Origin of the sequence: Anabaena azotica SJ-1, from assembly GCF_047275885.1 — a bacterium.
GTDB lineage: Bacteria > Cyanobacteriota > Cyanobacteriia > Cyanobacteriales > Nostocaceae > Trichormus_B > Trichormus_B azotica_A.
On the sequence record NZ_CP178454.1, the window covers coordinates 3,558,427 to 3,580,245 of the forward strand.

Annotated in this window: 16 protein-coding genes; 12 read left to right on the plus strand and 4 right to left on the minus strand. The window is 38.1% G+C overall.

Features of this window, described 5'->3' with window-relative positions:
• Positions 1-60: 60 nt before the first annotated feature.
• The gene (locus ACLLO5_RS15790; protein WP_413171455.1) at positions 61-444 is read right to left on the minus strand and encodes a hypothetical protein; all 384 of its coding nucleotides are present in this window, start codon (positions 442-444) and stop codon (positions 61-63) included.
• 942 nt (positions 445-1,386) lie between these two features.
• Here ACLLO5_RS15790 and nifJ point away from each other — a divergent pair.
• The 3 genes from nifJ (at position 1,387) to ACLLO5_RS15805 (ending at position 7,309) form a co-directional block, all read left to right on the plus strand.
• Positions 1,387-5,016 (plus strand): pyruvate:ferredoxin (flavodoxin) oxidoreductase, encoded by a 3,630-nt coding sequence (gene nifJ / locus ACLLO5_RS15795; RefSeq protein WP_413171456.1) that lies wholly within the window; start codon positions 1,387-1,389, stop codon positions 5,014-5,016.
• A gap of 99 nt (positions 5,017-5,115) precedes the next feature.
• Positions 5,116-6,135: a dihydroorotate dehydrogenase-like protein gene (locus ACLLO5_RS15800; RefSeq protein WP_413171457.1), complete on the plus strand. Its 1,020-nt coding sequence runs from the start codon at positions 5,116-5,118 to the stop codon at positions 6,133-6,135.
• A 106-nt stretch (positions 6,136-6,241) separates the two neighbouring features.
• Positions 6,242-7,309: an ATP-dependent 6-phosphofructokinase gene (locus tag ACLLO5_RS15805; RefSeq protein ID WP_413171458.1), complete on the plus strand. Its 1,068-nt coding sequence runs from the start codon at positions 6,242-6,244 to the stop codon at positions 7,307-7,309.
• Positions 7,310-7,344: 35 nt separating this feature from the next.
• On the opposite strand, the gene ndhI is transcribed toward ACLLO5_RS15805, so the two are convergent.
• Positions 7,345-7,941 carry an NAD(P)H-quinone oxidoreductase subunit I gene (gene ndhI / locus ACLLO5_RS15810; RefSeq protein ID WP_413171459.1) on the minus strand — a complete coding sequence of 199 codons (597 nt, stop codon included), beginning with the start codon at positions 7,939-7,941 and terminating at the stop codon, positions 7,345-7,347.
• A gap of 490 nt (positions 7,942-8,431) precedes the next feature.
• On the opposite strand from ndhI, the gene psaB reads away from it, so the two are divergent.
• Together psaB and ACLLO5_RS15820 are read left to right on the plus strand one after the other, a co-directional pair.
• The gene (gene psaB, locus ACLLO5_RS15815) at positions 8,432-10,660 is read left to right on the plus strand and encodes a photosystem I core protein PsaB (protein WP_413171460.1); all 2,229 of its coding nucleotides are present in this window, start codon (positions 8,432-8,434) and stop codon (positions 10,658-10,660) included.
• Between the two features lie 165 nt (positions 10,661-10,825).
• The gene (locus ACLLO5_RS15820; protein ID WP_413171461.1) at positions 10,826-12,337 is read left to right on the plus strand and encodes an FAD-dependent oxidoreductase; all 1,512 of its coding nucleotides are present in this window, start codon (positions 10,826-10,828) and stop codon (positions 12,335-12,337) included.
• A 244-nt stretch (positions 12,338-12,581) separates the two neighbouring features.
• On the opposite strand, the gene ACLLO5_RS15825 is transcribed toward ACLLO5_RS15820, so the two are convergent.
• Positions 12,582-13,403, minus strand: a complete 822-nt coding sequence (locus ACLLO5_RS15825) for an Rpn family recombination-promoting nuclease/putative transposase (RefSeq protein ID WP_413171462.1) — start codon at positions 13,401-13,403, stop codon at positions 12,582-12,584.
• A gap of 13 nt (positions 13,404-13,416) precedes the next feature.
• Positions 13,417-14,268 carry a DUF72 domain-containing protein gene (locus tag ACLLO5_RS15830; protein WP_413171463.1) on the minus strand — a complete coding sequence of 284 codons (852 nt, stop codon included), beginning with the start codon at positions 14,266-14,268 and terminating at the stop codon, positions 13,417-13,419.
• Between the two features lie 347 nt (positions 14,269-14,615).
• Here ACLLO5_RS15830 and ACLLO5_RS15835 point away from each other — a divergent pair, with 347 nt between their 5' ends.
• The 7 genes from ACLLO5_RS15835 (at position 14,616) to ACLLO5_RS15865 (ending at position 21,697) form a co-directional block, all read left to right on the plus strand.
• On the plus strand, positions 14,616-15,050 hold the full coding sequence (locus ACLLO5_RS15835; protein WP_413171464.1) for a TOBE domain-containing protein: 435 nt from the start codon (positions 14,616-14,618) through the stop codon (positions 15,048-15,050).
• 377 nt (positions 15,051-15,427) lie between these two features.
• Complete coding sequence (locus ACLLO5_RS15840) at positions 15,428-16,228, plus strand: SapC family protein (RefSeq protein WP_413171465.1); 801 nt, start codon at positions 15,428-15,430, stop codon at positions 16,226-16,228.
• Positions 16,229-16,284: 56 nt separating this feature from the next.
• Positions 16,285-17,352 (plus strand): methyltransferase, encoded by a 1,068-nt coding sequence (locus ACLLO5_RS15845; RefSeq protein ID WP_413171466.1) that lies wholly within the window; start codon positions 16,285-16,287, stop codon positions 17,350-17,352.
• Positions 17,353-17,418: 66 nt separating this feature from the next.
• Positions 17,419-18,297 carry a radical SAM protein gene (locus ACLLO5_RS15850; protein WP_413176104.1) on the plus strand — a complete coding sequence of 293 codons (879 nt, stop codon included), beginning with the start codon at positions 17,419-17,421 and terminating at the stop codon, positions 18,295-18,297.
• 269 nt (positions 18,298-18,566) lie between these two features.
• Complete coding sequence (locus ACLLO5_RS15855; protein WP_413171467.1) at positions 18,567-19,412, plus strand: hypothetical protein; 846 nt, start codon at positions 18,567-18,569, stop codon at positions 19,410-19,412.
• Between the two features lie 71 nt (positions 19,413-19,483).
• Positions 19,484-20,350, plus strand: coding sequence for a hypothetical protein (locus tag ACLLO5_RS15860; RefSeq protein WP_413171468.1), 867 nt, complete (start codon positions 19,484-19,486; stop codon positions 20,348-20,350).
• Between the two features lie 537 nt (positions 20,351-20,887).
• Positions 20,888-21,697 (plus strand): peptidylprolyl isomerase, encoded by an 810-nt coding sequence (locus ACLLO5_RS15865; RefSeq protein ID WP_413171469.1) that lies wholly within the window; start codon positions 20,888-20,890, stop codon positions 21,695-21,697.
• The last annotated feature ends 122 nt before the right edge of the window (positions 21,698-21,819 follow it).

The following is a 21,819-nucleotide window of genomic DNA, read 5'->3' on the forward strand; positions in this document are numbered from 1 at the left end:
GCGAAGCGTGGCGTTAGCCATACTCCTGCCTCCTGCCTCCTGTAACTCCCCAATTCCTTCTTACAACAAATCCAGATTAATAGTTTGTTGCCATACTTGCTCAAAAGCAATTCCCTGTTTAGTAGAAATATATAATAATACTATAGCTGCTGAACGTTTGGAATTATCACAATGTATCAGCAGCGGTTTAGGTAATTCATTAATAATTTGAAAAACCTGCTTTGCAGTTTGATGAGTTAGATTTTCAATTTTAGTCGGCAGGTTGACATAGTACAATCCTAAGACTTCAGTTTTTTCTTGTTCATTTGTCCATAAAATGGATTCATTTGCAAAACATAAATTTAGGACAGATTTGTAACCATCATCAGCAAGTTGTTGTAGCTGTTCTGGTGTAATTTGTCCACTGATTGCTAATTCCTGATTAATCTTCCTAATAATATTCATTGGAAGCACATAGTCAATCATAGGTAATGAGTGAAGTTAAATTCAGTTAGTATTTTGAGATCATTTTTCTTCATGTTGGTATTACAATTAAATGTAGTAAATCTAGAATGTATTTATACATAATATTTTAGATTTTTAATACATTCTATAACTTACTCAGTCTGCACATCAATGAAAACCCCCGGAAGCAACTGGCTTCCTTAAAAGAGGGGGATAAAATCCTCAAAGTCCTCCTTTCTCAGGAGAATTGTAGGAGGAAAGAAAGTTTTGGATACCTCAACCACAATTTTAAAAACATCCTCTGAAGTACAAGTTTTAATGTAGACTTCAGAAGTCAGAATGTTTGCAAAATTGGTTAATTCTTAAACAGATATTTTTGGCGTTAGACCCAAAAAGCTAACTGCTAATGGTTGATAGGTCAATGCTTAAGTTTTAACTCTGCTATTAACTTAGAGTAAGAATTTGAGGAACTTGTGAGGAAGCAGTTCTATCTGGGAAATTTTATAGCAGTCAAACGGTGAGAGAGTTAAAAATCTGTTTATGTCGAAGTTTTATCGTTTGTTGATGGGGGTTCATTGAGGTTTGTCAAAAAATCTAGGTTAGGCAACTAGATATCGTTACGGTGCGTCAGACCTGTATATTGGTCAATATCAACGGATTTTCGGCATCTGACGTACCCTACAAGAGAATTGATTGTGACTGGTATATCATTACGGTGCATCAGACCTATATATTGGTCAATATCAACAAATTTTCGGCATCTGACGTACCCTACAAGAGAAATAAATAGATTTGTAAATTCCCAAGTGTAGGTGTTCCTCACAAGTTCCTCAAATTTTCGTCTTAAGTTTCAAGGTAGAAACCAGGGTACTGGGAACTGGGTAAAATTTTTTCCCATTTACCAATTACCCATAGTTTAGGAATTCTTAAAGGCTGGGGAATATGAAAACCAGAACTTATGCCACCATAGACGGTAATGAAGCGGTTGCTAAAGTCGTTTATCCACTCAATGAAGTGATTGCCATTTATCCTATCACTCCGTCTTCTCCTATGGCTGAATGGTCTGATGCTTGGATGAGTGAAACAAAACCGAACATTTGGGGAACAGTTCCTTCAGTGGTACAGTTACAAAGTGAAGGGGGAGTTGCGGGTGCTGTACATGGTGCGTTACAAACGGGTTCACTGACTACCACATTTACAGCGTCTCAGGGATTAATGTTGATGCTGCCGAATATGTATAAGATTGCGGGTGAACTTACACCAACAGTATTTCATATTGCGGCGCGATCGCTGGCTGCCCAAGCTTTATCTATTTTCGGTGATCATAGCGATGTCATGGCCGCCAGAAGTACAGGTTTTGCCATGTTATGCGCTGCTTCTGTCCAAGAAGCCCAAGATTTTGCCCTCATTTCCACACGCGCAACTTTAGAATCACGCATACCTTTTTTACATTTTTTTGATGGCTTCCGCACTTCTCACGAAGTCGATAAAGTAGAAACATTAACAACAGAAGATTTACAAAAATTCATTCCCATAGAATTAGTAATAGCCCATCGTTCACGGGCTTTAACACCTGATAGACCCGTATTAAGAGGAACAGCCCAAAACCCAGATGTTTACTTTCAAGCGAGAGAAACAGTTAACCCATTTTATTTAGCTTGCCCAGATATTACTCAAAAGGTAATGGATGAATTCGCTCAAGTTACAGGGCGAGAATATAAACTATTTGAATATCATGGAGATTTAGAAGCAGAAAGAATAATTATCCTCATGGGTTCTGGATGTGAAACAGTTCATGAAACCGTCGATTATCTCAACCAACAAGGGGAAAAAGTTGGAGTTGTTAAAGTTAGATTATATCGACCCTTTGACACTCAAAGATTTATTGAAGCTTTACCAAAAACAACCACCAGTATTGCAGTTTTAGACCGGACAAAAGAACCAGGTGCAATTGGTGAACCTTTATATACGGATATTGTTACAGCTTTAGCAGAAAACCAACTCAACAATATTCAAATTGTTGGGGGAAGATATGGTTTATCATCCAAAGAATTTACACCCGCAATGGTGAAAGCTGTATTTGATAATTTGGCTATTGAAACACCGAAGAATCATTTTACAGTTGGTATTAATGATGATGTCACCCACACCAGCTTAGAATATGACCCAGAATTTAATATTGAACCTGATAGCATAGTTAGGGCGATTTTCTATGGCTTAGGTGCAGATGGTACAGTTGGTGCAAACAAAAACTCCATCAAAATTATTGGTGAAGAAACTGATAATTATGCCCAAGGTTACTTTGTTTACGATTCTAAAAAATCAGGTTCTGTTACCGTTTCTCACCTGCGCTTTGGTTCTCAACAAATCCGTTCCACCTATTTAATCACCAAAGCTAACTTTGTCGCTTGCCATCAGTGGGAGTTTGTCGAAAAATTTCCCATGTTGAAAGATATCGTCCCTGGTGGCACATTTTTACTAAACGCACCCTACGACAAAGATGAAGTTTGGAAAAGACTCCCCGTTGCCATGCAAGAAGAGATCATTAGGAAAAATCTCAAATTCTATGTCATCAACGGCTATAAAGTCGCACGGGAAGCCGGAATGGGCGGACATATCAACACAGTTATGCAGGTTTGTTTCTTCGCTGTTTCCGGTGTTTTACCCAGAGAAGAAGCAATAGAACAAATCAAAAAATCAATTCGCAAAACTTACGGTAAAAAAGGCGAAGAAATCGTCCAAATGAATATCCAAGCCGTTGATAAAACCTTGGAAAATTTGTACGAAATCACAACTAAAGAAAAAACTGCCCAGTCCCCAGTCCCCAGTCCCCAGTCCCCAATCCCCGATTATGCACCTGCATTTGTGCGTGATGTATTGGGTAAAATGATTGCCCGTGAAGGTGATGATTTACCCGTAAGTGCATTACCCATAGATGGTACATATCCCACGGGAACATCAAAATGGGAAAAACGCAATATTGCCCAAGAGATACCTGTTTGGGACCCTAATGTTTGTATTCAATGTGGTAAATGCGTGATGGTATGTCCACACAGCGTTATCCGCAGTAAAGTATATGAACCAGAACAATTAGAAAACGCACCAGAAACTTTCAAAAGTGTTAATGCCAAAGAACATGATTGGCATGATTTAAAATTTACCATTCAAGTAGCAGCAGAAGATTGTACAGGCTGTGCTTTGTGCGTGGATGTATGTCCGGCGAAAAATAAAGCCGAACCACGGAAAAAAGCCATTAATATGGAACAGCAAAGACCGTTAAGAGAACAAGAAAAAGATAATTGGGACTTCTTCTTGAGTTTACCAAATCCAGACCGACGGAATTTGAAGTTGAATCATATTAATCAACAACAAATGCAAGAACCGTTATTTGAGTTCTCTGGTGCTTGTGCAGGATGTGGAGAGACACCGTACATTAAATTAGTAACACAATTGTTTGGCGATCGCATGATCGTTGCCAACGCCACCGGTTGTTCATCTATCTATGGTGGTAACTTACCCACCACACCTTGGACAAAAAACGCCGAAGGTCGAGGTCCCGCTTGGTCTAACAGCTTATTTGAAGATAACGCCGAATTTGGTTTAGGTTTCCGCGTTTCCATAGATAAACAAGCCGAAACAGCAGCTTACCTACTCCAACAACTCGCACCGCAAATAGGTGAATCTCTGGTAACAGATATCCTCAACGCTGAACAAAAAGACGAAGCCGATATTTACGAACAACGAGAACGGGTATCAATTCTCAAAGCAAAATTGGATGAATTGTTGAAAAATACCGATTTAACCAATCTAAAATCCAAAATCCAAAATCTAAACTCACTTGCTGATTATTTAGTGAAAAAGAGTGTTTGGATGATCGGCGGTGACGGTTGGGCTTATGATATCGGTTACGGTGGATTAGATCATGTAATCGCTAGTGGTCGCAACATTAATATCCTCGTTCTCGACACAGAAGTTTATTCTAACACTGGCGGTCAAATGTCCAAATCGACCCCCAAAGGTGCAGTAGCAAAATTTGCCGCAGGTGGTAAACCAGCAGCTAAAAAAGACTTAGGATTAATAGCCATGACCTACGGTAACGTTTATGTTGCTAGTGTGGCTATGGGTGCCAGAGACGAACACACATTAAAAGCCTTCTTAGAAGCCGAAGCTTACAATGGCCCATCCTTAATTATTGCCTACAGCCATTGTATTGCCCACGGCATCAACATGAGTACAGCCATGCAAAATCAAAAAGCCGTTGTTGATTCTGGACGCTGGTTATTGTACCGTTATCACCCCGACCGTGTACAACAAGGACAAAACCCATTACAACTGGATTCCCGCACACCCAGAATACCAGTTGAACAGTCCATGTACATGGAAAACCGCTTCAAGATGTTAACCAAAATAAACCCAGAAACAGCCAAACAACTACTCAAAGAAGCCCAAACAGATGTTAATACCCGTTGGCAAATGTATCAATATTTAGCCGCCAGAAAACTACAAGAAAATCAACAACAAGAACCAGAATCAAATAATAACCACAAAGGCATAAAAACAACTACCCATTAAACAACCTCCTCTCTATTCCTCTGCGCTAACCTCCGCGCCCCTCTGCGTTTAAACTCCTCCCTGGGGCGCACCACACACACCTTACCAATCCCCAAAATTATGAACTTAACAACAACATATCTAGGGTTAGAATTAAAATCTCCCCTCGTACCTTCAGCTTCTCCCCTCTCCCAAGAAGTTGACAACATTAGATCAATGGAAGATGCTGGTGCAAGTGCAGTAGTCATGCACTCCTTATTTGAAGAACAATTAACCTTAGAAAAATACGAACTGCATCATCATTTAACTTATGGGACAGAAAGTTTTCCCGAAGCTTTAACCTATTTCCCAGAACCCACAAATTTCCGAGTCGGGCCAGAAGAATATTTAGACCATATTCGCCAAGCAAAAGAAAAAGTAGATATTCCCATTATTGCCAGCCTCAATGGTTGTTCTGTAGGAGGATGGACTAATTATGCCAGTCTTATTGAACAAGCAGGAGCATCTGCTCTAGAACTCAATATTTACTATGTTCCCACAGATATAGATTTGACAAGCCACGAAATTGAAAACACATATATTGATATTCTCACCAGAGTTAAAGCCGCAGTCACTATTCCTGTAGCCGTAAAACTTAGTCCATATTTCACTAATACTGCAAATATGGCCAAGCGTTTAGATTATGCTGGGGCTGATGGGTTGGTATTATTTAACAGGTTCTATCAGCCAGATATTAATTTGGAAACTTTAGAAGTTGAACCTCATGTACTTTTAAGTACACCTCAAGCTATGCGTTTACCTCTGCGTTGGATAGCGATTCTCTATGGTCATATTCAAGGTAGTCTCGCCGCAACTAGCGGTATTCATAATGCCCATGATGTGGTAAAAATGTTAATGGTAGGGGCAGATGCAACCATGCTTTGTTCTGTATTATTACGGCATGGCATTGAGCATATTCGTAGTTTAGAAAAAGACTTGCGAGAATGGATGGAAACACACGAATATGAATCTGTCAAGCAAATGCAAGGTAGTATGAGCCAACTTAATTGTCCTAATCCTAGTGCTTTTGAACGCGCTCAGTATATGAAAGCATTGCAAAATTATCAACCAATTTGGGGTAAGGTTTATACACCGTCTTAGGGGATAGTTGATAGTTGATAGTTGATAGGGAAAATTCTTTTTCTCCCCTGCCCCCTGCTCCCCTGCTCCCCTCCTGCTCCCCTGCTCCCCTGCCTTCTGACTCCTTATGCACAAACGTATCGGTATTCTTACTAGTGGTGGTGACTGTCCTGGTTTAAATTGTGTGATTCGCGCCGCGGTGAGTCATGCTAATCTTACTTATAACTGGGAAGTAGTGGGTATTCCTTATGCTACCCAAGGTTTGTTAGAACGGCAAACTGTGCCTTTAAGTATGCATGGTTGGGATTTACGCGGTATTGACCCTTTACTGAATATGGGAGGAACGGTTTTAGGTAGTGTCAATAAAGGGGATACCTTAGCTCATGCTGATGATATATTGGCTAGTTATGAAGCTTTGGGTTTAGATGCTTTAATTGCTGTGGGTGGTGATGGTAGTTTAAAGATTATCCATCAATTGGCAACTTTGGGTAATTGGAAGTTGGTGGGTATTCCTAAAACTATTGATAATGATGTAGCTTTTACGGAACGCTCGATAGGTTTTGATACTGCAATTAATACTATTGTCGATGCTATTAATCGTCTCACGTTTACGGCTGCAAGTCACGATCGCGTGATGATTGTGGAAGTGATGGGACGCACAGCAGGTCATTTAGCACTGCATTCAGGGATTGCTGGTGGTGCAGATGTAATTTTAATTCCTGAATTGCCCTATACTATTAAGGGTTTATGTGAACATCTTAGCCAATTGCGCGAACGCTGGCGGCGTAAATTTGCTATTATCGTCGTTGCTGAAGGTGCTTCCCCTTGCTCAGAAGATGTGGATAATGCAGCTAGTTGTTCTACTGCTAAATGTGGTCGGGGACAATACATTGCTGAACAAATTGCTAATTGTAGCAATAATCAACTTGATACCAGGGTTTCTGTTTTAGGACATATTCAACGTGGTGGTATTCCCTCGGCTTTAGACCGTCTCACAGCTACAGTTTTCGGTAAAACAGCAGTTGATTTAATTGCCCAAGAAAAATATGACCAGATGTTATCTTGGCAAAATGGACAAGTTGTGCATGTTCCTATCCACAATGTTTTAGATCAAAGTCCCTCACTTGTTGATCCTCATAGTTATTTAATCGCAACTGCTCAATCTTTAGGAATTTATGTAGGGGATAGGAAATAAAATTAAAGAGCAAGAGAAGAAATTTTTTAGCGATTTTAATTTTTACTTTCTTCTCCAGCTTGCTCTAAAATCTCCACAGGAAATAAACCTGCACGATGAGCATCAGCAGGAATATCATGAGGATCTAAACTGCCTTTGGGTAAGTAAACTAATTCTCGTAAAGGTGTCACCATTGGGTCATTGGTGACTTTATAAGGTAGTCTTCCCATCGCTACATTATCAAGGTTTAATTCGTGACGATCATAAACAGAAAGTTCATATTCTTCGGTAAATGAAATACAGTTGGTTGGACAAAATTCCACACAGTTACCACAGAAAATACAAACTCCAAAATCAATACTGTAATGATTAAGTTTTTTCTTCTTGGTTTCTTGATCAAATTCCCAATCTACTACGGGTAAGTTGATGGGACAAACGCGAACACAAACTTCACAAGCAATACATTTATCAAATTCAAAATGAATTCTGCCTCGAAAGCGTTCAGAAGGAATGAGTTTTTCATAAGGATATTGAACTGTTATGGGACGACGGTTCATGTGATCGAAAGTTACTGATAGTCCTTGACCAATGTATATACCTGATTGGATACTTTGTTTAGTGTAATCGCCAACTTGTTGCAGAAATTTAAACATAAGTAGATTATTTATTGCTAACTATTAATCTGCACCTTAATACCTGCTGTTAGTTGTCACCTCTATCAATTGACAGAATAGATTTTTACCTGGGGTTGATTTCTTTTCAAAACAAGGATTTTTAAACTAAGTCGTTCTTCAGCAATATGTGGTGATTGGCAAAGGTTTGGATTATAGCAGTATGCATTAATCAAAAAATGAGACTATGACGACTCAGAAACAAGGAAATAATCTCATAAATGATCAAAACCTACCCTCTCCCCTAGTACGGAATGGCTTGATCCTGATTATCTTGATAATTTTATTTTTAGCTGCAATTTATTACAAAATTATTAACCCATAGGGGTATTGGACATTGGGAAGCAGAGAAGAAAATTACCAATTACCAATTATTTTAATTTCCCTCTCAGGTGTGATGGAAGTATGAGTAGTTAATTTCTTAATTACTCCTATAAACAGGAAGTATTTTTAAAGGATGTGATGACAATACATGGCAAAAAGATATCCAAAGTTTAGCCAGGATCTAGCACAAGATCCAACGACGCGCCGCATCTGGTATGCGATCGCTCAAGGTAATGATTTTGAAGTCCATGATGACATAACGGAAGAGAATCTTTACCAAAAGATTTTTGCTACTCATTTTGGTCATGTGGCAATCATTTTCCTCTGGGCTTCTAGTCTTTTGTTCCACGTTGCTTGGCAGGGGAATTTTGAACAGTGGATTACAGATCCTGTACATATTCGCCCGATTGCCCATGCAATTTGGGACCCTCATTTCGGTAAACCTGCCATAGAAGCTTTTAGTCAAGGTGGTGCAAACTACCCCGTTAACATTGCTTATTCTGGTGTTTACCATTGGTGGTACACCATTGGGATGCGAACCAACCAAGAATTGTATATTGGTTCTCTGGGGTTGTTGTTGTTAGCAGCATTGTTTTTGTTTGCTGGTTGGTTACATCTGCAACCTAAGTTTCGTCCTAGTTTGACTTGGTTTAAAAGTGCTGAACCTCGACTCAATCACCATTTAGCAGGTTTGTTTGGTGTCAGTGCTTTGGCTTGGACTGGCCATTTGATTCACGTTGCAATTCCTGAATCTCGTGGTATTCATGTGGGTTGGGATAACTTTCTGACTACCTTACCTCACCCGGCTGGGTTAACTCCTTTCTGGACTGGTAACTGGGGTGTCTATGCCCAAAATCCAGATACAGCAGGGCATATTTTTGGTACTTCCCAGGGTGCAGGAACGGCTATTCTTACCTTCGTGGGTGGCTTTCATCCAGAAACAGACTCGCTGTGGTTGACGGATATGGCGCATCACCATTTAGCGATCGCTGTTATTTTCATTATCGCCGGTCATATGTACCGCACTAACTTCGGAATTGGTCATAGTATCAAAGAAATGCTCAATGCTAGAAGTTTCTTTGGTATCCAAACCGAAGGTCAGTTTAACCTCCCCCACCAAGGACTGTACGACACCTATAACAATTCTCTCCACTTCCAGTTGAGTATTCACCTAGCGGCTTTGGGAACTGTGACTTCTTTGGTAGCACAGCATATGTATTCCCTGCCCCCTTATGCTTTTATGGCCAAGGACTACACCACCCAAGCGGCGTTATATACTCATCATCAATACATTGCCGGCTTCTTGATGATAGGTGCGTTTGCCCATGCGGGAATTTTCTGGGTGCGGGACTATGATCCAGAACAAAATAAAGGTAATGTGCTAGATCGGGTACTTCAGCACAAAGAAGCGATAATATCTCACCTAAGTTGGGTGTCTTTATTTTTGGGATTCCATACACTGGGGTTATACGTCCACAATGACGTTGTAGTTGCCTTTGGTACGCCAGAAAAGCAAATTTTGATTGAGCCGGTGTTTGCTCAATTTGTGCAAGCTGCCCACGGTAAATTGCTGTATGGTATGGATGCTTTGTTATCTAACCCCAACAGTATTGCCTTTACAGCTTGGCCAAACCACGGCAATGTCTGGCTTCCAGGGTGGTTAGATGCAATTAATTCCGGTACTAACTCGCTGTTTTTGACCATTGGACCCGGAGATTTTTTGGTTCATCATGCGATCGCACTCGGTTTGCACACCACTACACTAATATGTGTTAAAGGTGCATTAGATGCCCGTGGGACTAAGTTGATGCCTGATAAAAAAGACTTTGGTTTCAACTTCCCTTGTGATGGTCCTGGTAGAGGTGGTAGTTGTCAAACTTCCTCTTGGCAACAAACCTTTTACCTCGCCTTTTTCTGGATGTTAAACCTTCTCGGTTGGGTAACATTCTACTGGCACTGGAAACATTTAGGCATTTGGCAAGGTAACGTTGCCCAGTTCAACGAAAATTCCACATACCTGATGGGTTGGTTCCGTGATTATCTCTGGGCTAACTCAGCACAATTAATCAATGGTTATAACCCCTTCGGCACAAGTAACCTCTCAGTCTGGGCTTGGATGTTCCTGTTTGGACACCTAGTTTGGGCAACAGGTTTCATGTTCTTAATTAGCTGGCGTGGCTATTGGCAAGAGTTAATTGAAACTCTAGTGTGGGCGCACGAACGCACCCCCTTGGCAAACTTAGTTTACTGGAAAGATAAACCAGTAGCTATGTCCATCGTTCAAGGTTGGTTAGTGGGTTTAGTTCACTTCACAGTCGGTTATGTCCTCACCTATGCTGCATTCCTCATAGCCTCAACCGCCAGTAAATTTGGATGAAATATGAAAAGTTCCTCTGACCTTTTTGCAATATTCCTTCTCGAACCGCAAAGCGTTGAGAGGGAATTTTTTTGATTGCAGATTAACAGCGTCACAGCTTATTTGAGTTTATTTGAACGCAAATTCGGATAAATTTAATGAGAGACACGAATAACGGGGGCAAAAATGTCAGAAAACTCACAACAAAAACGGGTTGTTGTTGTTGGTGCTGGTTGGGCTGGTTTAGGGGCTACTTACCATTTAGCCAAACAAGGTTATGATGTCACACTTTTAGAAGCAGGTTCCTATCCTGGTGGACTGGTTGCAAGTTGGCAAACCGCCACCGGAAAATCTGTAGAAGCAGGTATCCATGGTTTTTGGTATCCTTACAGAAATATTTTTTCCCTAATCAATGAATTAGAAATAAATCCCTTTACAACTTGGACTCGTTCTGCTCAATATTCCCCCGCAGGTTTAGAAGTTGAATCACCAATCTTTCAAGATTTACCAAGACTGCCAACACCATTAGGAACTTTTATTTACACTCAATTTCAACGTTTACCACTTATTGACAGACTCAGCGCCTTACCATTACTTTATAGCCTAATTGATTTTGATAATTCTGATGATGCTTGGCGACGTTATGATTCTATCACCGCCCGTGAATTATTTAAAACTTTTGGTGTTTCTGCACGACTTTATAAAGAAGCATTTGAACCCATGTTATTAGTGGGCTTATTTGCCCCTGGTGAACAATGTTCAGCCGCCGCTACTTTAGGAATGTTATATTATTTTATACTCGCTCATCAACCTGATTTTGATGTAGTTTGGTGTCGGGGAACAGTAGGAGAAAAAATCTTCCGTCCTTGGGTACAGAAAATAGAAAAATTAGGTGCAAGAGTTTTATCTAAGCACAGAGTTACAGATGTAATTATTGATCATAATCGCCAACTTAAAAGTGTAGTTTGTGGTGATAAAATATTTGATGCTGATGCCGTAATTTTTTCAGTTGGTATTACAGGCATGAAGAAAATTGTTGCTAATAGTCCTAGTTTACAGAGTTATGCAGAATTCCGTAATTTAAATAACTTAGGCGCAATTGATGTTTTAGCAACTCGGCTATGGTTTGACAGAAAAATTGATATTCCTCGTCCTTCTAATGCTTGTTTTGGTTTTGATGCTACAACAGGATGGACATTTTTTGATTTAAACGCTTTACATGATGAATTCAAAAATCAACCAGAAACAGTAGTGGAAGTTGATTTTTATCATGCTAATCAATTTCTCAATCTCAACGACCAGGAAATTGTCAAAATAGTTCACAGTTATTTAGCAACTTGTATCCCAGAATTTAAAGCAGCAAAAATAATAGATAGTAGTGTAATTCGTTTAGCCAATGCAGTTACACATTTTTCCCCTGGTAGTTATCGTTATATGTTGCCAGCAAAAACAAATTTTGAAAATGTATTTATGAGTGGAGATTGGATTATTAACCGTCACGGTTCATGGTCACAGGAAAAAGCTTATGTCACAGGTTTAGAAGCAGCTAATTTAGTAATTTCTCATCTACAAAATGGGAGAAAAGCTGATATTTTGCCTGTAGAAAAAGACGAAAATCATATACAAATTGGCAGAAACATAAATCAAGCAATTCGTGATCTGGGAAAATCTATTTTACCTAACTTTTGGTTGCCCTAAGAGGTTGTTTGAAAAGTCATGATTGATGTATCAAATATTTTTTACCCCTCCCTAACCCTCCCCTTGTGAAGGGGAGGGAACAGGATTTTCTGGTTTCCCACCTTGATAATGGGGGACTAAGGGGGGTAAAATGTGATGCAGATTACCGGATACCACTTTTCAAACATCCTCTAAGTTACCATGACCGTAATTTTCTTTAGAACAATCAAATTCCCTACTTTTTTAAGAAGCAGGGAATCTAAAATTATGATGTTTGAATTTCCTGTTGTAAAGTTTGAACTTGCTCAATAGATAACTCTGTAACTTGAGAAATTTGCTCTAAACTCATACCAATTTTCAGTAAATTAACTGCTACATTTCTAGCAGTTTCAGCTTTACCTTCGGCTTTACCTTCGGCTTTACCTTCGGCTTTACCTTCGGCTTTACCTTTGGCTTTACCTTCTTCCAGAATGTTTTGATAAATGACTGATTCGCGCATAATCTCACTCCTGAAAATCTTGCTGATGACTTCTTTCTCTAATATTAACCCTGCTAACACGCTACTAGCAGCAGCTATATTTCTTTGTAACCGTTGATCTGTAATGGCTTCAACGGCTTTCGCTACTTCATTTAATACCATTGTAGGTTCTTTTGTCTGACTTAGTACCGCAAAGGGTAATAAACCAGGAAGAGTCATAAATTGTTCTGTTGGTTGTTCCCAAAGTCGAATAACTTCAAACTTATGGTTAGTGTCGCTTAATGTAAATCTATTTTGATAGACTAATTCTGACTCTGTTTTTCTCAGATAGACAACTATTTGACGCATTTCTTTATCAGGAAACCGCCGATAACCTCTGATCCGATAATCTAACATTCTGAAAGGAATATCTTTATCTGGATCGGTTTGAAATTCACTGTGGAGAACTAATTCATTAGATTGTAGTAAAATCAATGAATCGGCTCTAATTGGTTCGTTTGATAATTCAGTAGGGCTAAGTTTTGTTAATTTTATGGGTGAGCCTAGTAACCATGTAGCTAAATCGTCTTTGTAGTTTTCAGCGATAAATTTGCAGATGTTGTCATACATAAGCTATCTTGTATTACCATAAACTAAGTTGATTAGATTCACTCAAATTATTCCAAGGTAAAAGGGGAACTGTTACTCCACTTTTTTCTAATAACTGTTGAAAATAACGAGCATTATTAGGAGACATATCTTCTGTAGGACAATGCACAAAGAAATAAATTTTTATTCCTGCTTTTAACCACTGTTGAATCTGGTTTACCCATTCTGCCATAAACGGCTGATTTACTGATAACTGCGGATGAGAAATAAAGCGAATTAAAGTGAAAGGTGCTGTCACACTGTACTGAACTGGTAATTGAGGTTTACGGCGTTCTGATGCTAATTGTGGATCATCTTCCCCAGTATAAACAGGGCGTGTATCTAACAAAACCCTACCAACTCCTACATTTTCTAACAACGTTGTCAAATTACTCAGATGAGGTTCTTTAAACCAGTCAACATTTCTCACCTCTAATGCTAAGGGTACATCTTGATGTGGCCATGCTTCCAAGAACATCCTCAAGTCATCGAATAACGCAGGTGAGTAACTAGGTGGTAGTTGGGCAAACATTGGACCCAAACGTTTACCTAGTGGTCGCATTCTCTCTAAAAATGCTAAAGCTTGAGGAATATGGGGTTGTAGTAATTTTTTATGAGTGATATCTCGCGGTAACTTCAAGCAAAATTCAAAGCCGGGAGGTGTTTCTGTCGCCCAACGAGTAACAGTTTCTGGGTTAGGTATGGCGTAAAAAGTGGTGTTACCTTCTACTGTGGTGAAGCGACGACTGTAAAGATGTAGGAAGTCTGTGGTGCGAGTCCCTGGAGGATAAAGTTCGCCCACCCAATTTTTATAAGCCCAAACTGCACAACCTATAAGAAAGTTCACAAAGTAAAATGTGTTGTAAATTGTTGGTATGTCCTCTTCAATTGTACAAGTAGCGTTAGCATTCAGATTTGTCAGGCTAATGCTAAAACTAGATCATCAGTTACTAGACCTTCCCACTGGAAGAATACTGATTAAATAAACCGCAAAGACGCAAAGGACGCGAAGAGAAGAAAGAAGAGGAAGTAATCTTATGCTGGGAATGTGGGATTCGTAATTAACTAATTTCTCAAACATTCTGACTCGTGACTCCTGAATTCTTGCCAAGTAGCTATGATTTATCCTGCCAGTGCCTGCTAGGATTGTATCAAGATTATATGATTATACATACCAAATAAATTGGTAATTTTATGCCCAGAAAAGAACAGGGTTGGGTTACATTTCAAACCTCAGAAGACGAACGAAAGATTTTAGAAGAGTTCTGTCAGCACTCTCAGCGTACTAAAACTGAGATTTTGCGGGAATTAGTTCGTAGTCTCCATAAATACTCTTCAGCAGAAAAATCACTACCAACCCCCCAGGAGAAAGTGGCAACTCCAACTCCTGAGATGGAAATTATTAGTCAAAAAAAACCATTAAAAGTTAGTTCGCGCAATGTTTTGAAGGGAGTTGTTAAACGAGTCACGACAGGAACTGTGAATACTGAAGTGACTTTGGAAATTGTTCATAAAGTTGAGCTAACTTCCATGATTACGAGAGTATCTGCTGAGGAGTTAGAATTAGTTGAAGGTACAGAAGCTTATGCTGTGATTAAGTCGAATGATATTGTGATTGCTAAGGATTAAATTGACATACTCCCCAGCCTAAAAGTGTGCGGATTCTGGGGGTGAACAGCAATTGCTATTTTTTTGGTAAATTGGCAAAAGTATTAATTATGGTTCTATGGTACTTGTTATGCTAAATTACCAGTCGGTAAGAGGGAACTCTTAACAGGGGGGGAAAGAGGCAATATTTGGCAATAATGTTAAAAGTTATGCCTCATATCTTATACAGATTAAGCTTTTTGAGATTTTTTTGCCTATTTTTTGCATAATATGTACCGAAGATCTTTAATTATCAAGAATGATAATCATACCAAGAGGGAGAAGGGATTGCCGACTGTATGTATAATTAGGAAAAAGTAATTCCACTCAAGCTTATGCTTATCTAAGGACTAATAGCTATGACAACAAAGTTACTTATATACAATCAAGCAAGACCTGTATCTCCGCAGAGATACAAGGACTGGTCAGTAAAAACAGGTACAGATTATTCTTTTGCTCAGTATTTAAATTCAATGCCGTTAATGAGTGTGGAATTTCCTGCGGCATCAACAGAGTATCCGATAGTATTTACAGGCACAGAACAAGAAATAATTCCAGCTATTATTCTGGGAGTGAAATCTCAGGAAAATCTTTATGTGACGAACACAGGGAAATGGGAAGCTAAGTATATTCCAGCTTTTGTGCGTCGCTACCCGTTTGTGTTTTCTAGTTCTGATAATGGTGAAACATTTACACTGTGCATTGATGAAGAATTTGAGGGTTGTAACCAAGAAGGAAGAGGGGAAAGGTTGTTTGATTCTGAAGGAGAGCAAACCCAGTACCTGGGTAATATACTGGAATTTCTTAAAGAATACCAAATACAATTTCAGCGTACTCAGACTTTTTGTAAGAAACTCAAAGACCTTAATTTGCTGGAGCCAATGCAAGCACAGTTCAAACTAGGTGCAGGTGAGCAGCTATCACTGACTGGTTTTATGGGAGTTAGTCGAGAACAACTCAAGAAACTTTCTGGTGAGCAACTAGCGAATTTAATGCAGACTGATGAGCTAGATTTGATATATTTACACTTGCATTCAATGGCACATTTTTCAACATTGGCAGAAAAGGTATCTTCCAGTGAAGCACCTAAAAATCCTGAAAATGAGGAAGATAGCTCCGTTGTCCAAGAAACACCAGAATTGGCAGGAAGTACAATATAGTTGTTCAAAATAAAACCTGTAAGGTTTGACCAGACATTTACAAAGTTTTTTGTATAATGAGTAGTACCAACAAATCTCAGACTGGCATTAATCAAATTTATGAATATCTGTGCGTTGATGAATTTATTGACAATTTCATCAATGCCCAATCTCTAAAAACTGCGTTGGCAATCGGCTTAATTGACTATTTGCAACAGAGTCAGTTTTGTGATGTTGATACTCTTACACGGGAACTAAGAAGCGATCGCTTGGGACTAGAGTTATTACTTGATATGCTCTTAGCCAACCAAGTAATCACAGAGAAAAATAGTGAAATCAGCCTGAGTGAAAAGTTTTTAATTGCTTTACAGTATCGTGATCTCCTAGAAACTAAACTGAATTTTGCGAATTTGGTTGCACCTGACTTCGTGAATCTCCTCACATTCTTTATTAATAAACCTAGTCAGTTCATGGAGCGATCGCAGATTTTTGATATGTTTGGCTATCACAGATGTTTTGATTATACTCCTGAAAACTATGAGTTAACAAAACGCTGGATGAAGATTACCACGGTGTTGACAAAATATGAAGCACAGGTGTGTTTAGAACATCATGATTTTAGCCAATATCAAAAAATACTGGATATAGGAGGTAATAGTGGCGAATTTGCGCGGCAAATTTGTGCCAAACACTCAAATATTTTAGCGACAGTTTTCGATTTACCTCTAGTTTGTCATATTGGTGAAGAATATATTAGTTCTCAACCAGAATGTCAGCGCATAAACTTTATTAAAGGCAATGCAATGACTGATAATCTGCCTAGAGGATATGATTTAGTAAGTTTTAAATCTATGCTTCACGATTGGCCAGAAAATATCGCTTGTCAATTTATTAATAAAGCTGTTAAATCTTTAAATCCTGGAGGAACATTACTAATTTTTGAAAGAAGTCCTATAGAGTTAGTTGGGCAGGTATTATCCTATTCAATGCTGCCAATGGTACTTTTTTTTCGTTCTTTTCGTTCTCCCTTAGTATATGAAAGCCAACTATTGGCTGATGGTTTGCAAAACATTCACATCGAATCTATTAATTTAGAAATGCCTTTCTTTTTAATTACAGCCAAGAAGAAAAATTCTGAAATATAAATCTAATAAATATAAATTACTTGATTTATGGGATATTTTAATCATAGTCAATATGTAGAATTTACGATGCACTTTCGGTGCAACCTCAAATGCGAACATTGCATGATTGAGGACACAATGGATCGACTACAACCTGAATCAATGGAACGGTTTCAGGAAATGTTGAAATATAACGAGCAACATAAACGGTGGCAGGGGATAATTTTTACAGGCTCGGAAATTACCCTCCGTCAGGATTTGCCTAATTTATCACGGATGGCTCGAAATAGTGGGTTTAATCATGTTCGTATTCAAACTCATGGAATGCGTTTAGCAGATGAGAAGTATTGTCAGGAGTTGGTAGAAGCTGGTATAGATGAATATTTTGTCAGTGTGACAGCAGCGGATTCGGAACAGCATGATGCGATTACAGGGGTACGAGGTTCTTTTGAAAAGACTGTGCGTGGTTTAGAAAATTTGGATACCTACCCTGGAGTTGTTGCTCTTACTAATACTGTAATTACTAAACGTAGTTATCGTCATTTGCCAAAAGTGGTAGAACGTTTGGGACACTTGAAACGCTTAGTGCAGATGGACTTTTGGAACTATTGGCCGATGAGTGAAAATGATGATAAAGACCTGATTGTACCCTATCTGGAAATACTACCTTTTTTGAAAGAAGCGATCGCTCTAGCTTATGAAAGAGGCCGTAGTATAGAAGTAAAAAATTTCCCTGAGTGTTTACTAGGTGAACAACGATTCGCATTAAATAATGATCAGCCACAACTTTTTATTGATCCATCTTTCTGGAATGAATTTATGCAGAATGGATTTTATCAATGTATTCACAAAGAACAATGTAGTTCTCATCAATGCTTGGGTTTAAACACAGCTTATATCAAAAAATATGGTTGGGAAGCTGATATTCTCACTCCCTTACCTGTACAATCTCCAGTTAAGAAATAAGGGTTATTCAGTACCTGTTATGCCAAACTATAGAAATCCGGTTTGGTTTCTGCATTTACTCGTAGAGGTAGGAAAAAGGGAATAGGGAATAGAGAAGAATGAATTAAGGTATACAGAGTTTTGTTCAAAAATCAAATAGGAGTCCTATATTAGTTAAACTTTCTAGTCATGGTTTCACAGTTTTTGTGAACAATATTTAGCAGAAGAATATCTAATGAAGACCCGAAATAAGAAAAATAAATTTTGTAAGTATTTAGGATGGTGTGAACATGAATCTTGAAAATTCAAGTCAAAATTTAAGTTTTCAAAAATACAACTTACTTTTAAAACTTGTAAATAATCTCAAAATACCCTATGGTTATGAACACTCAGCGAGAATTTGTCATCAAGCATTACTTCCCAATCGTTTTTTATTAACTGTCAACAAAAAAAATATCAAACAAAATCCAGAGGAAACCATTATAAAAATTTGCCATTTTCTGGATATGCCTAGTGATTTTATAGCAGCGACAGCAGAAAATATCACGAAGGCAAAATTTGTACACTTTGGATTTGAAGAAAACCAAACTACATATCTGTACAAGATTTATTTGGAAATGGGAATGCCTCTGAAGGCATCAGATCAGAAAAATTCTGATGATGACTCTCCTATACTATTACATTTAGGCTTAAAATGGGATGCTTTAAACCCAGAAAAACACTTTATAACGCGATACCTTTGGCATCCATCTATCACTGTACAGGAGATTTTGCAGCGACTTGCGGAAATTTATCAGGGTGATATGTATCTAGAAGCTTTTGATATTGTGAAAAATATTCTCGAAATTGCTGTTAATCAAGTTGGTGATGATTGCATAAAATATCTTGAAATCACAGAAGATAATAATCAAAGAAAATCCTACGATTTGAATATTTATGATGCACAGCTTCAAGTAAAAGACTTACATCATGTACTCATGAAAATATGTAGCTATTATTCAATCTCAGATAATTTGTTTATTAAGTTTTACAATGAGATTAAAAATAAGCTATTTGGACATATCGCTGGTGGTATACACCGGAATGGCTTAGATTTTTTCAATGTTTACTATGGAGTTGAAGGACGGCATGGATAATGTTAGTTTGATTCGGCTGACTTCACTCAGCTATTGTACATCCTAAATTTATATTATGGACAGGTTTAAGAATGTCTCAGCCTTACTTTGAATATACAACTCCTCAAGATAGGTATTTTAACTATTGCCTATGGTCATATCAACCAGTGGCTTCAGTGGAAAACAAATTCCGCTCAGTAAACTTACTTTTGCATTCATTTCAATTAGCAAAATTAGACTCACAAGCATTTGAAATAGTAGCATCACTTAGAGCATCATTAGGATTATTTCGTACTGTTTGGGGTATCAAATGGCTGAATAACAAACTAATATGGGAATTTTATTTCTATGACTATAAAAGACGGGAAAGAGAAGTATCAATAACAAGAGTTTTAGAGGTACTTAAACCATATTTGAATTGTCGTCTTAGAATTCTAGATAACCTGCCTTATTTCATGTTTTCTATTGATATAAATGAGTATTTATTATCTGATTCTCACCAAATAGAAACGATTAATATGTATATCGGTAATCCAGGCAGTACAGTATCTTCTGGGATTTCTTATGAAATTACAGATCAGGAAATTACTTTAAGAAACTTTTATTTCTTTTTTAATCCTCAACAAGAATTTGAAGATATTGTAGCAAAAATATGTTGTTCTGCACATATTGACTGTCAAGATATTTATATTCATAAAATTCTTATTCCTGAATTGAAAAATTGCCAAACTATCTGTATAGCGAATAAACAGAGAAATGATACCATTTATTTTTCTGGAATAGATGTCAATCAGTTGCTAATTTTTCTAGAAATGTTTGCTTATCCACAAGAAATTATTAATTTTGTAAAATTTAATCAAACAAAACTAGATCACTTGTTGTATGATGTTGGTTTTGACTACAGAGTTGAAGAAAAAAAATTACTAATTCTTAAGAGTGGCTATTATGGGGTATTTTGAATGATTTACAACAGGAGTCAGGAGTCAGGAGTCAGGAGTCAGGAGTAAAACAGGCTTTGTGTATAGGTTTGAATTTAGATGTTGTACCTCCTAACTATGTAAACTGCTGTATCTCAGTTTTACATCTATTCAGCATCCCCTGCTTACAGGTTTAACTTGTCATCAATAGAACAGTTAGCTTTGATTAGAGTTTTCGGGCAACACGTAAGTAAGTCGGCTTGAAAAACTCGATGTATGTTACAAAATGTAAAATCCCTGAAAGTCTTCCTCCTATTGCTTTTTGCCTTTTGCCTTGCTACAACGATAAATTTCAACGCCTACTTACTTAAGTACAGGCTTGATCAATCTACCTACTTAAGTACGGGCTTGATCAAGCTAGGAGCATGATTTAACCATCAATTCTAAGTAATGTTAAGTACAACATTGATTTTTACTGATGACCATGATACTGTCAATCTAATATAGAATTTCGCAGATATTACAAATAATTATGTAATAACCTATGAACATACTTTTGAGTAAATTGCGTGAAACCGAATGACAGACTTCGATGCTATCTGCTTTTTGAATGTAGACGGGCAACCTATCTCCTTGGGGCAAGTCTTCGGATATTTACAATTATTCGGTCGTTTACAACCTTTTGTTCAGGAATGTTTGCGCTACCAAGTGATATATCAAGAAATTCAGACACGAGAAGAGTTGAGAGTCACTGTTTCTGACTTGGCACAAGCAGCGATCAATTTCCGACTGAGAAGCGGATTAACCGATCCTGAAAGTTTTGCACAGTGGTTGAAAATTCAGGGGATTGATTACCCAACCTTTGAAAATCAACTCACAATCAGCTTGAAACTTGAAAATCTCAAAGATCAACTATTTGAGTCAGAGAAACAGGCTTATTTTAAGGAACGACAACAAGACCTTGAACAAAGCGATTTGTACTACATTGTTATCAAGGAAGAAAGCTTGGCTTACGATCTGAAAGATCAAATCGAGGCAGGAAAAACATTTGAGCAAATCGCGCGGGAATACCCCTTAAATTCCGAGCAGAAAGTGCTGGTGAAGCGAGATGTACTGCATCGTGAAAAAATTAGGCAAGAAATCAAGACTGCCCTGGACACAGCAACTCCAAAAGAGATAATTGGTCCGATCGCTATGGGCAAACGTTGGTGTATCTTTCAAATAGAACAAATTTTACCCGCTGTTTTAGACGAAGATATAGCCCAAAAGCTACGGGAAGAGTTGTTTGAGCGATGGCTGGAAATGAAACTGCAACAACTCAAGATAGAACCCGCAGACATTCCCAAAGATGATAAAGACGCATTATTAAAAGCCGTCTCAACCAGTTAAAAATATTAGGGTGAACGGCTTACACAAAAATAGTTCAAAAAAATAGGTTCAAAAAATTTAAACAGCCAAACTCTCCTCACTCCTCCATCTTTAATTAAATAAAAGATAGGGAATTGGGGAAT